This is a genomic window from Streptomyces sp. 2A115, from assembly GCF_052245575.1.
GTDB lineage: Bacteria > Actinomycetota > Actinomycetes > Streptomycetales > Streptomycetaceae > Streptomyces.
Genome location: NZ_JBQQCG010000023.1, coordinates 86,769 through 99,480 on the forward strand (window position 1 = coordinate 86,769; position 12,712 = coordinate 99,480).

Sequence of the window (12,712 nt, forward strand, 5' to 3'; positions counted from 1 at the left end):
TTGCGACTACCAGCGGTAGTGCGCGAAGGCCTTGTTGGACTCGGCCATCTTGTGGGTGTCCTCGCGCTTCTTCACAGCGGCACCAAGGCCGTTGGAGGCGTCGAGAAGCTCGTTGAGCAGACGCTCGGTCATGGTCTTCTCGCGACGGGCGCGGGAGTAACCGACCAGCCAGCGCAGCGCCAGCGTGCTGGCGCGGCCGGGCTTGACCTCGACCGGCACCTGGTAGGTGGCGCCACCGACACGGCGGGACTTGACCTCGAGGGTCGGCTTGATGTTCTCCAGGGCGCGCTTCAGCGTGATGACCGGGTCGTTGCCGGTCTTCTCGCGCAGGCCCTCCATGGCGCCGTACACGATGCGCTCGGCGGTGGAGCGCTTGCCGTTCAGCAGCACCTTGTTGATGAGGGAGGTGACAAGAGGAGAACCGTAGACCGGGTCGATGATGACCGGGCGCTTCGGGGCGGGGCCCTTACGAGGCATTCTTACTTCTCCTTCTTGGCGCCGTAGCGGCTGCGGGCCTGCTTGCGGTTCTTGACACCCTGGGTGTCGAGCGAACCACGGATGATCTTGTAACGAACACCGGGCAGGTCCTTCACACGGCCGCCACGCACGAGCACGATGGAGTGCTCCTGCAGGTTGTGTCCCTCACCCGGAATGTAAGCGGTGACTTCGATCCCGCTGGTCAGACGCACACGCGCGACCTTACGCAGGGCCGAGTTCGGCTTCTTCGGGGTGGTCGTGAACACACGCGTGCAGACGCCACGACGCTGGGGCGAACCCTCGAGTGCGGGCGTCTTGTTCTTCTCGACCTTGTCCTGCCGGCCCTTCCGGACCAGCTGCTGGATCGTAGGCACTACTTCTCCGGTTTCTGTGTGCCGAATGGTAAAGCTAACCTGGAACGTCGCCGACCCACGCGGTCGGGTGTGTCGAAACTGCAGACTCCCGCCGCAAGGCGAAAAGAGCGCAGATTACGGTGGCCGCCTACGGCTTCCGCTGCGGTTCAAAGGCACGCAGCGGAGCCAGGGCACACCCCAGGCACAAGGTCTGAGCGTACCTACCTCATACGCTGCGGTCAAAACAAATACACCGCACTAACATTCCTGAGCGGCTCATGCCAAGCCTTCACGCCCTCCGCGATCTTCAGCCGGCCGCCAGGGCAGCGATGAGCAGCAGCGTCAGCATCAGGGTCCAGCCCGCGGTGGACAACCACCCGAGTACGAGCCCGGTGAGCGCGAGACCGTCGCCGCCCTCGCCCGTGCGGCGGATCTCGGAGCGCGCCGTGTGTCCCAGGATCACCGCGGGAATGCCGGTGAGACCGACGGTCAGCAGGCAGAGCCCGCCGCAGACGGCCGAGCCGATGGCCTTCTCGTTCGTCTTCGGTGCCGGAGCGGGCAGGAACGTCGGTGGCACGTGCGCAGGGGCCGCTGGGAGCGGTACAGGCCCCTGGGGCAGGTCGGCGACCAGAAGGGCCAGCTCGCCCACCGTACGGGCCGCGTACGCCCGCGCAACCCGCTTCTCGAACTCGGGCTGCTGCATACGCCCTTCGCCGAAGCCCGCTCTCAGCACGTCCACGGCGCGCTCCCGGTCGGCGTGTGAGGCGAGCATCGACTGGCCGCTCTCCCCGCGCCAGGGCTGCGGCGGACCGCCCTGCCCCTGCCACGACTGCGGCTGACCGCCCCAGGACTGCGGACCGCCCGCCCCTTGCCGGGCCTGCGCATCCTTCGGCCCCTCCCAGGGCTGCCACGACGGGTACGACACGGGAGCACCTCCCCCGAACGGCTGGGCCTACATCATCCCCCAACGCGGCATTTCCGGCACAGGTTCCCGCACTGCCTCACTGCGGATATTCCGGTGCGGGACGAGTCGTTTCCGGGGGCCGGCTGACCAGTACGCCGGACTTTCCCGTCCCGGAAGTCGCTCGTCGGCCAGTGAGGCCGATTGTCGCTCGCCCCCGCGCGACGCCCTCAAGCAACGGGCTGCCCCTCATGCTGCTGGCAACGCCGTATCTCATCGCCGCCGTGGACCGCAGGGGCGGAACTGCGCGCGGACCAGCATGCCGCCGTGCTCGGCCTCGCCCGCGAACTCGCCGCGGTACTCGCGACGACGCACCAGACCCAGCGGGAGGCCAGGTACGCGGCCAAGGCCGCCGCCGACCGTGGACACGCCGCGCCTGGGTTCCTGGCCCGTCTGCTGTCCAGCCACCCCGGCCACCCGACCCGTCCGCACCGGCTCCGGCCGTACCTGTAGTCGGCGAAACGCCGAAGGGCGGCCACCCCGTACGAAACGGAGTGGCCGCCCTTCAGCAGACGTACGCCTTACTGGTTGTACGGACCGTAGTCGTAGTCCTCCAGCGGAACGGCCTGGCCGGAGCCCGTGCCGAACGGCGAGTAGTCGATGTCGTCGTAGCCGACGGCCGAGTACATCGCGGCCTTGGCCTCCTCGGTCGGCTCGACCCGGATGTTGCGGTAGCGGGCGAGGCCCGTACCGGCCGGGATGAGCTTACCGATGATGACGTTCTCCTTGAGGCCGATCAGGGAGTCGGACTTGGCGTTGATCGCCGCGTCCGTCAGAACCCTGGTCGTCTCCTGGAAGGACGCCGCCGACAGCCACGACTCGGTGGCCAGCGACGCCTTGGTGATACCCATCAGCTGCGGACGGCCGGAGGCCGGGTGGCCGCCTTCCTGGACCACACGACGGTTCTCGGTCTCGAACTTCGAACGCTCGACCAGCTCGCCGGGCAGCAGCTCCGCGTCGCCCGACTCGATGATCGTCACACGGCGGAGCATCTGCCGGATGATGATCTCGATGTGCTTGTCGTGGATCGACACGCCCTGCGAGTTGTAGACCCGCTGGACTTCGCCGACCAGGTGGACCTGGACGGCCCGCTGACCGAGGATGCGCAGCACGTCGTGCGGGTTGGTGGCACCCACGGTGAGCTTCTGGCCCACCTCGACGTGGTCGCCCTCGCCCACCAGCAGACGGGCACGCTTCGAGATCGGGAACGCCGTCTCGTCGCTGCCGTCGTCCGGGGTGACGACGAGCTTCTTGGTCTTCTCGGTCTCCTCGATCCGCACGCGGCCGGAGGCCTCGGAGATCGGGGCGACACCCTTCGGCGTACGAGCCTCGAAGAGCTCGACGACACGGGGCAGACCCTGGGTGATGTCGTCACCGGCCACACCACCGGTGTGGAAGGTACGCATCGTCAGCTGCGTGCCGGGCTCACCGATGGACTGGGCGGCGATGATGCCGACCGCCTCACCGATGTCGACCAGCTTGCCGGTGGCCAGCGAGCGGCCGTAGCACATGGCGCAGGTACCGACGGCGGACTCACAGGTCAGGACCGAACGGGTCTTGACCTCCTCGATGCCGTGCTTGACGAGCTCGTCGATGAGGACGTCGCCCAGGTCGGTGTTGGCCGGGGCCAGCACCTTGCCGTCGACGGTGATGTCCTCGGCCAGCGCACGTGCGTACACGCTGGTCTCGACGTTCTCCGTCTTGCGCAGGACGCCGTCGGCGCCCCGCTCGGCGATCGCCAGACGCAGACCGCGGTCGGTGCCGCAGTCCTCCTCGCGGATGATCACGTCCTGCGACACGTCGACCAGACGACGGGTGAGGTAACCCGAGTCGGCGGTACGCAGGGCGGTGTCCGCCAGACCCTTACGGGCACCGTGCGTGGAGATGAAGTACTCCAGCACGGACAGGCCCTCACGGAAGGACGCCTTGATGGGACGCGGGATCGTCTCGTTCTTGGCGTTCGACACCAGACCACGCATACCGGCGATCTGACGCATCTGCATCATGTTGCCGCGAGCGCCCGAGTTGACCATCATCGAGACCGGGTTGGTCTTCGGGAAGTTCGCGTTCATCGCCTCGGCGACCTCGTTGGTCGCCTTGGTCCAGATCGCGATGAGCTCCTGCGTGCGCTCGTCCTTGGTGATCAGACCACGCTCGTACTGCTTCTGGACCTTCTCGTCCTGGTCCTCGTAGCCCTTGACGATCGCGCGCTTCGCGTCGGGAACGACGATGTCGGAGATGGCCACGGTGACGCCGGAGCGGGTCGCCCAGTAGAAGCCGGCCGCCTTCAGGTTGTCGAGCGTCGCCGCCACGATGACCTTGGGGTAGCGCTCGGCGAGGTCGTTGACGATCTCGGAGAGCTGCTTCTTGCCGACCTCGTAGTCGACGAACGGGTAGTCCTCGGGCAGCAACTCGTTGAAGAGCGCGCGGCCCAGCGTGGTGTTCAAGCGGAAGGTGTCACCCTGCTGCCACTCCGGGTCGCCCTCCTCCTGAGCCGGCGGGGTCCAGCCGCGCGGCGGGATGGTGCCCACCGGGAAGCGGATGTCCACGCGCGACTGCAGCGAGAGGTCACCGGCGTCGAACGCCATGATCGCCTCGGCCGCGGAGCCGAAGGACCGGCCCTCGCCCTTGACGTCCCGCAGCTCGCCGTCGGTGGTGAGGAAGAACAGACCGAGGACCATGTCCTGGGTCGGCATCGTCACCGGACGACCGTCGGCGGGCTTGAGGATGTTGTTCGAGGACAGCATCAGGATGCGGGCCTCGGCCTGCGCCTCCGCGGAGAGCGGCAGGTGCACGGCCATCTGGTCACCGTCGAAGTCCGCGTTGAACGCGGTGCAGACGAGCGGGTGGATCTGGATGGCCTTGCCCTCGACCAGCTGCGGCTCGAAGGCCTGGATGCCGAGGCGGTGCAGCGTCGGCGCACGGTTCAGCAGAACCGGGTGCTCGGCGATGACCTCTTCCAGGACGTCGTACACGACCGTACGGCCGCGCTCGACCATGCGCTTCGCCGACTTGATGTTCTGCGCGTGGTTGAGATCCACCAGGCGCTTCATCACGAACGGCTTGAAGAGCTCCAGCGCCATCGCCTTCGGCAGACCGCACTGGTGCAGCTTGAGCTGCGGGCCGACGACGATCACGGAACGCGCGGAGTAGTCCACACGCTTGCCGAGCAGGTTCTGACGGAAACGGCCCTGCTTGCCCTTGAGCATGTCGGACAGCGACTTCAGCGGACGGTTGCCGGGGCCCGTGACCGGGCGACCACGACGGCCGTTGTCGAAGAGCGCGTCGACGGCCTCCTGAAGCATGCGCTTCTCGTTGTTCACGATGATCTCGGGAGCACCGAGGTCAAGGAGTCGCTTCAGGCGGTTGTTCCGGTTGATCACACGGCGGTACAGGTCGTTCAGGTCGGAGGTCGCGAAGCGGCCACCGTCCAGTTGCACCATCGGGCGAAGGTCCGGCGGGATGACCGGGACGCAGTCGAGAACCATGCCCTTGGGGCTGTTGGAGGTCTGCAGGAACGCGGACACAACCTTCAGCCGCTTCAGCGCACGGGTCTTCTTCTGGCCCTTGCCGGTACGGATGATCTCGCGGAGGCGCTCGGCCTCCTCCTCCAGGTCGAAGGACTCCAGGCGCTTCTGCAGGGCAGCCGCACCCATGGAGCCGTCGAAGTAGGTACCGAAGCGGTCACGCAGCTCGCGGTAGAGGAGCTCGTCACCCTCCAGGTCCTGGACCTTGAGGTTCTTGAAGCGGGTCCATACCTCGTCGAGACGGTCGATCTCGCGCTGCGCACGGTCACGCAGCTGCTTCATCTCCCGCTCGGCACCTTCGCGCACCTTGCGGCGTACGTCGGCCTTGGCGCCCTCGGCCTCGAGCTCGGCCAGGTCGGTCTCGAGCTTCTTGGCACGGGCCTCCAGGTCGGAGTCGCGCCGGTTCTCGATCTGCTGACGCTCGACGGAGACGTGCGCCTCCAGCGAGGGCAGGTCACGCGTACGACGCTCGTCGTCGACGAACGTGATCATGTACGCGGCGAAGTAGATGACCTTCTCGAGGTCCTTCGGGGCGAGGTCGAGCAGGTAGCCCAGCCGCGACGGAACGCCCTTGAAGTACCAGATGTGGGTGACGGGAGCGGCCAGCTCAATGTGGCCCATCCGCTCACGACGCACCTTGGCGCGAGTGACCTCGACGCCGCAGCGCTCGCAGATGATGCCCTTGAAGCGGACACGCTTGTACTTGCCGCAGTAGCACTCCCAGTCCCGGGTCGGACCGAAGATCTTCTCGCAGAAGAGTCCGTCCTTTTCGGGCTTGAGGGTGCGGTAGTTGATGGTCTCCGGCTTCTTGACCTCACCGTGGGACCACTGACGAATGTCGTCAGCGGTAGCAAGGCCGATCCGCAGCTCGTCGAAGAAGTTGACGTCGAGCACTTGTCGTCAATCCCTCTTTCGGGGTCGATTCTTCACTGGTCTGACTGGGGTCCGGGGTTAGCCGGGGCTCTTGTTCAGGGAGCCCCGGCCAGACCCGTCAGACCTCTTCGACGCTGCTCGGCTCGCGCCGGGACAGGTCGATACCGAGCTCCTCCGCGGCGCGGAAGACGTCCTCGTCCGTGTCGCGCATCTCGATGGACATGCCGTCCGAGGACAGCACCTCCACGTTGAGGCAGAGCGACTGCATTTCCTTGATGAGCACCTTGAAGGACTCGGGAATGCCGGGCTCAGGAATGTTCTCGCCCTTGACGATGGCCTCGTAGACCTTCACGCGGCCGGTCACGTCGTCGGACTTGATGGTCAGCAGTTCCTGGAGGGCGTAAGCGGCGCCGTACGCCTCCAGCGCCCACACCTCCATCTCACCGAATCGCTGGCCACCGAACTGGGCCTTACCACCCAGCGGCTGCTGGGTGATCATCGAGTACGGACCGGTCGAGCGAGCGTGGAGCTTGTCGTCGACCAGGTGGTGGAGCTTGAGGATGTACATGTAGCCGACCGAGATCGGCTCCGGGAACGGCTCGCCGGAGCGGCCGTCGAACATCCGTGCCTTGCCGGACGGAAGCACCATGCGCTCGCCGTCGCGGTTGGGGATGGTGTGCTGGAGCAGGCCCGCGAGTTCGTCCTCGCGCGCACCGTCGAAGACCGGGGTCGCCACGTTGGTGCCGGGATCGACCTGGTCCGCGCCGATGACCTGCAGGCGCTGCGCCCAGTCCTCCGCGAGCCCGGAGACGTCCCAGCCGCGGCTGGCGAGCCAGCCGAGGTGAATCTCCAGGACCTGTCCCGGGTTCATTCGGGACGGGACACCGAGCGGGTTGAGGATGATGTCGACCGGGGTGCCGTCCTCCAGGAACGGCATGTCCTCGATCGGCAGGATCTTCGAGATGACGCCCTTGTTGCCGTGACGGCCGGCGAGCTTGTCACCGTCGGTGATCTTGCGCTTCTGCGCCACGTACACGCGCACCAGCTGGTTCACACCGGGGGGAAGCTCGTCGCCCTCCTCGCGGTCGAAGACGCGGACGCCGATGACCTTGCCGATCTCGCCGTGCGGCACCTTCAGCGAGGTGTCGCGCACTTCGCGCGCCTTCTCACCGAAGATCGCACGGAGCAGGCGCTCCTCCGGCGTCAGCTCGGTCTCGCCCTTGGGCGTGACCTTGCCGACGAGGATGTCACCGGCGACGACCTCGGCACCGATACGGATGATGCCGCGCTCGTCGAGGTCGGCGAGGACCTCCTCGGAGACGTTCGGGATGTCCCGGGTGATCTCCTCCGGGCCGAGCTTGGTGTCACGGGCGTCGACCTCGTGCTCCTCGATGTGGATCGAGGAGAGGACGTCGTCCTGCACGAGGCGCTGCGACAGGATGATCGCGTCCTCGTAGTTGTGACCCTCCCAGGGCATGAAGGCGACGAGCAGGTTCTTGCCCAGCGCCATCTCGCCTTCCTGGGTGGCCGGACCGTCGGCGAGCACCTGGCTCTCGACGACCCGGTCGCCCTCGTCGACGACAACCTTCTGGTTGACCGAGGTGCCCTGGTTGGAGCGGGAGAACTTGGCGACGCGGTACGTGGTGTACGTGCCGTCGTCGTTGCCGACGGTGATGTAGTCCGCGGAGACCTCCTGGACCACACCCGACTTCTCGGCCTTGATGACGTCACCGGCGTCGACGGCGCAGCGGTACTCCATGCCCGTACCGACGAGGGGGGCCTCGGCGGTGATCAGCGGCACGGCCTGGCGCATCATGTTCGCGCCCATGAGGGCACGGTTGGCGTCGTCGTGCTCGAGGAACGGGATCATGGCAGTCGCGACCGACACCATCTGGCGCGGGGAGACATCCATGTAGTCGACGTCGTCACCGGGGACGTAGTCGACCTCACCGCCACGGCGGCGGACCAGGACGCGGGCCTCCTCGAACCGGAACTCGTCACTGAGCGGCGCGTTGGCCTGCGCGATGACGAACCGGTCTTCCTCGTCGGCCGTGAGGTAGTCGACCTCGTCGGTGACGACACCACCGGTGACCCGGCGGTACGGCGTCTCGATGAAGCCGAACGGGTTGATCCGGCCGTAGGAGGCGAGCGAGCCGATCAGACCGATGTTCGGTCCTTCGGGCGTCTCGATCGGGCACATGCGGCCGTAGTGCGAGGGGTGCACGTCACGGACCTCGAAGCCGGCCCGCTCACGGGAGAGACCACCCGGGCCGAGGGCGTTGAGACGACGCTTGTGCGTCAGGCCCGACAGCGGGTTGTTCTGGTCCATGAACTGGGACAGCTGGCTGGTGCCGAAGAACTCCTTGATGGAGGCGACGACCGGCCGGATGTTGATCAGGGTCTGCGGCGTGATGGCCTCGACGTCCTGAGTGGTCATGCGCTCACGCACGACACGCTCCATACGGGCGAGACCCGTACGGACCTGGTTCTGGATCAGCTCGCCGACGTTGCGGATACGGCGGTTGCCGAAGTGGTCGATGTCGTCGGTCTCGACCATGATCGAGCGACCGGACTCACTGACCGTCTCGGTCTCACCGGCGTGCAGCTTCACCAGGTACTTGATCGTCGAGATGATGTCCTCGACGGTCAGGATCCCGGCGTCCAGCGGGGCCTCACTGCCCAGCTTCTTGTTGACCTTGTAGCGGCCGACCTTGGCGAGGTCGTAACGCTTCGGGTTGAAGTAGAGGTTCTCGAGCAGCGTCTGCGCGGCCTCACGGGTCGGGGGCTCACCCGGACGCAGCTTGCGGTAGATGTCGAGCAACGCGTCGTCCTGGCCCTGGGTGTGGTCCTTCTCCAGGGTGGCGCGCATGGACTCGTACTCGCCGAACTCCTCCAGGATCTGCTCGGTCGTCCAACCGAGAGCCTTCAGGAGAACGGTGACGGACTGCTTGCGCTTGCGGTCGATGCGGACACCGACCATGTCGCGCTTGTCGATCTCCATCTCCAGCCAGGCGCCCCGGGACGGGATGACCTTGGAGGAGAAGATGTCCTTGTCGGACGTCTTGTCGATGGAGGAGTCGAAGTAGACACCCGGCGAGCGGACCAGCTGGGACACCACGACACGCTCGGTGCCGTTGATGACGAAGGTGCCCTTGTTGGTCATGAGCGGGAAGTCGCCCATGAAGACCGTCTGGGACTTGATCTCGCCGGTCTCGTTGTTGGTGAACTCGGCGGTGACGAAGAGCGGGGCCGCGTACGTGAAGTCGCGCTCCTTGCACTCGTCGATCGAGTTCTTGGGAGGCTCGAAGCGGTGGTCTCGGAATGTCAGAGACATCGACCCGGAGAAGTCCTCGATCGGAGAGATCTCCTCGAAGATCTCTTCCAGACCGGACTTGGTGGGGACGTCCTGTCCACTGTCCAGAGCCGCCTCGACACGAGCCTTCCACGCGTCGTTGCCGAGCAGCCAGTCGAAGCTCTCGGTTTGCAGCGCAAGAAGGTTCGGAACCTCGAGGGGCTCCTTGATCTTTGCAAAGGAGATGCGCAGCGGGGCGGTGCTGGCGCCGTTGTTCGTATTCGCGGTCGAGGCAGTGCGCGAGGCGGCCAAGAGGGGGTCCTTCCGAGGGCTCGGACTCACTACGCGCGTACCGGTCCCAAGCCGGGCACAGAGACAGACGTTTCCTGACTCAGCCAGAGAAGGCCAGGTCAGAGCCGTTTCAATCCACAGTGCTCAAGCGAGGGCATGCCCCTGGTGACGGGCAGGAGGCAGCTAACAGGCAGCGCAAAGGGTCAGTGTAGCCAATAGGCCCACTGATGTCCAGTGCGGGTTTTTGAAGACCCTCGTTGTTCTCAACCCCTGCTGCAAGCCACGCCCTCGATGCACATCGATACTGCCCTCTTCGCCACCGATCCATGCCTCGGATCCGGATCGTTGTGACGACGCGTCCTGAGAATTGCGCGCTGCGTGCAGTTCGTCAAGGCCCCCCATGCCCAAACCGCGTGCTGCCATCGTCACTTGCAGCCCGTCCCGCTGCCCGTCACCGGGGCGGCCGGAGGCACGAACGAAGATCACCATACTCGTCGCCACCGACAGCGCAAGGCAGCCGCCGCACGGCCCCCTCGAACGCCGAAGAGCGACCACCCAGATGGATGATCGCTCTTCGGTGCGTCAGCGTTACAGCGCTACGTGAGCGGCTGCGTCAGCTCGCGAGAGCCGCTGCCACGGTGCGCCGGGGCGCGTGGCGTACGACTCCTCGGGTCACTTGACCTCGACGGAGGCGCCGGCGCCCTTGAGGGACTCGGCGGCCTTCTCGGCGGCGTCCTTGGCGACCTTCTCGAGGACCGGCTTCGGAGCGCCGTCCACGAGGTCCTTGGCCTCCTTCAGACCCAGGGAGGTCAGCTCACGCACGACCTTGATGACCTGGATCTTCTTCTCGCCGGCACCGGTGAGGATGACGTCGAACTCGTCCTGCTCCTCAGCGACCTCGGCGGCGGCGGCCGGGCCGGCGGGGGCGGCGGCGACCGCGGCGGCGGCGGTGACGTCGAACTTCTCCTCGAAGGCCTTCACGAACTCGGAGAGCTCGATGAGGGTGAGGTTCTCGAACTGCGCGAGCAGCTCTTCCTGGGACAGCTTCGTCGCCATGTTGGCGTCCTTCCACTAATTCGGCTGGTGCCGATGTACATGTGAGGCGGGCGTACGTTCGGCCCGCTGCGACCGTCGCCTCAGGCGACGGTCAATGCGCGAGCCGAGTTACTCGGCACCGCCCTGCTCGGCGAGCTTGACGCGAAGCGCTTCCGCAGTGCGGACGAACTTCGACGGCAGAGCCTGGAAGAGCGAGGCAGCCTGGGACTGCTTGCCCTTCATGGCACCGGCCAGCTTGGCGAGCAGAACCTCGCGGGACTCGAGGTCCGCGAGCTTCTTGATCTCGTCGGCGGACAGCGCCTTGCCGTCAAGGACACCGCCCTTGATGACGAGGTTCGGGTTGTCCTTGGCGAAGTCACGAAGACCCTTCGCCGACACCACCGGGTCACCGGTGATGAAGGCAACCGCCGTCGGACCGTTGAACAGGTCGTCGAGCGTAGAGATCCCGGCCTCGTTGGCCGCAATCTTGGTCAGCGTGTTCTTCACCACGGCGTACTGGGCGTCTTCACCGAGCGAACGGCGCAGCGTCTTGAGCTGCGCCACGGTGAGACCCCGGTACTCGGTCAGCACAGCAGCGCTCGAGCTGCGGAACTGGTCCGCGAGCTCGGCTACCGCGGCAGCCTTGTCGGGCCTTGCCATAGAGCGTCGGCCTCCTTCCGGGTGATGAGGACCGCTCAAAAGGAGCCCGGCAAAACGAAACGCCCCGGCGCAGGCGCACGGGGCGTGACTCGACCGAACGGAATCCGTACCGAATAGCGAGGTACGGGACTGTCCGGGAGTTCATCCACAGTCACCTACGCGGGTCGTCCGCAGTTTCAGCGGATCCTTCGGCCACCGCGCCCTCTTGCGAGCACACGGCAACGACCAGCGGTCTTTGGCTTCTGTGGAAGAGTACGTATCTGTCGCCCCACGTGTCAAAACGAGGGGGTTGTGCACACTCAGCTGTCGAGGTCGCCCATCATGTCGGCCAGATCCGCGGTGTCCTTGGCAGGCGGGGCCTTGACCGTCACCGGCTTGTTGAAGTCGAGGAAGGTGACGGTCATGTCGAGCGGGCCCTTGTCCGCGCTGCCGCGGAGGCGGAACTGCTTGGTGTGGTCGTCCGGGTCGACCCACATGTCCATCGTGAGCTTCTCGATGCCGATGTCCTCGTACTGGTCGAGGGCCTTCTCCCTGCGCTCGCGCGTCTGCTTGTCCTCGTCCTTCAGCTGCTCACGCCACTCGTCGAGGGTGATCGTCCCCTTGTAGTGCGTGGTCTTCACTCCGTCGACGGTCTCGGTGCCGACCTTCTCCACGTCCTTGGCGCCGGTCAGGATGGCGGACTCCTCGGCCGGGTTCCTGTCGGCCTGCCCGGCGCCCAGCGACTCACCCCCGAGGGCGCCCTCCCCCAGCGCGGACAGGTCGAACTTCATCCAGCTCTTGCCGTCCATCTCCTTGGCGGCCGCCGCGCCCCCGCCGACGTACATCGCCTTGTCGACGAGCCGGATCTCGATCTCGTTGTCCGTGGCCTGGTCGAGTGCCGTCATCTCCATGCTCATGGAGATCGTCGGCTTCATGCTCATCGACGCCTCGGCCTCGATGCGGCCCTCCCCCGGGACCTTGCCGGTCATCCGGTAGTGGAGGGACGTGATCTCCTCCGTCTTCGCCGCCGCCTTCGCCACAGCCGCGGCGGGTGTCATGCCCGGCGAGTCCCCGTCCGAGGACGCGCAGGCGGTCGCGCCGGCGGAAAGGAGTGCGGCGGCGAGGGCAGCGGAAGCCGCTTTGTGCCGCGCGGAGCCGCGTGCGGAAATCATCATGAGTCCCCCCAGGAACGTATGACCGAATCAATGAGCAGAGCGCGAACCTATCCCAGCCCGACCGAATCGTCGGCCGGTTTTCCGCGCCC

At 66.3% G+C, this 12,712-nt stretch carries 9 protein-coding genes; 1 reads left to right on the forward strand and 8 read right to left on the reverse strand.

The window, feature by feature from the left end; all coding sequences use genetic code 11:
* Positions 1 to 6: 6 nt before the first annotated feature.
* The 3 genes from rpsG to ACTWQR_RS21510 form a co-directional block, all read right to left on the reverse strand.
* Positions 7 to 477, reverse strand: coding sequence for a 30S ribosomal protein S7 (gene rpsG / locus ACTWQR_RS21500; RefSeq protein WP_030345396.1), 471 nt, complete (start codon positions 475 to 477; stop codon positions 7 to 9).
* A 2-nt stretch (positions 478 to 479) separates the two neighbouring features.
* A complete protein-coding gene (gene rpsL / locus ACTWQR_RS21505; RefSeq protein WP_003948652.1) occupies positions 480 to 851 on the reverse strand; it encodes a 30S ribosomal protein S12 in 372 nt (123 codons plus the stop codon).
* Between the two features lie 286 nt (positions 852 to 1,137).
* Positions 1,138 to 1,755 (reverse strand): DUF1707 and DUF4190 domain-containing protein, encoded by a 618-nt coding sequence (locus ACTWQR_RS21510; protein WP_443228737.1) that lies wholly within the window; start codon positions 1,753 to 1,755, stop codon positions 1,138 to 1,140.
* A 303-nt stretch (positions 1,756 to 2,058) separates the two neighbouring features.
* Between ACTWQR_RS21510 and ACTWQR_RS21515 the strand changes: the two genes are divergently transcribed.
* Positions 2,059 to 2,244, forward strand: coding sequence for a hypothetical protein (locus tag ACTWQR_RS21515; RefSeq protein WP_443228738.1), 186 nt, complete (start codon positions 2,059 to 2,061; stop codon positions 2,242 to 2,244).
* A gap of 68 nt (positions 2,245 to 2,312) precedes the next feature.
* Here the strand turns inward: ACTWQR_RS21515 and ACTWQR_RS21520 are convergent, their stop codons facing one another.
* From ACTWQR_RS21520 to ACTWQR_RS21540, 5 genes are all read right to left on the reverse strand, one after another.
* Positions 2,313 to 6,212, reverse strand: a complete 3,900-nt coding sequence (locus ACTWQR_RS21520; RefSeq protein WP_443228739.1) for a DNA-directed RNA polymerase subunit beta' — start codon at positions 6,210 to 6,212, stop codon at positions 2,313 to 2,315.
* Between the two features lie 97 nt (positions 6,213 to 6,309).
* The gene (gene rpoB, locus ACTWQR_RS21525; RefSeq protein WP_443228740.1) at positions 6,310 to 9,795 is read right to left on the reverse strand and encodes a DNA-directed RNA polymerase subunit beta; all 3,486 of its coding nucleotides are present in this window, start codon (positions 9,793 to 9,795) and stop codon (positions 6,310 to 6,312) included.
* 651 nt (positions 9,796 to 10,446) lie between these two features.
* Positions 10,447 to 10,830 (reverse strand): 50S ribosomal protein L7/L12, encoded by a 384-nt coding sequence (gene rplL / locus ACTWQR_RS21530; protein ID WP_443228741.1) that lies wholly within the window; start codon positions 10,828 to 10,830, stop codon positions 10,447 to 10,449.
* A 108-nt stretch (positions 10,831 to 10,938) separates the two neighbouring features.
* On the reverse strand, positions 10,939 to 11,469 hold the full coding sequence (gene rplJ, locus ACTWQR_RS21535) for a 50S ribosomal protein L10 (protein WP_443228742.1): 531 nt from the start codon (positions 11,467 to 11,469) through the stop codon (positions 10,939 to 10,941).
* Between the two features lie 299 nt (positions 11,470 to 11,768).
* Complete coding sequence (locus ACTWQR_RS21540) at positions 11,769 to 12,623, reverse strand: DUF1396 domain-containing protein (protein ID WP_443228743.1); 855 nt, start codon at positions 12,621 to 12,623, stop codon at positions 11,769 to 11,771.
* Positions 12,624 to 12,712: the final 89 nt, after the last annotated feature.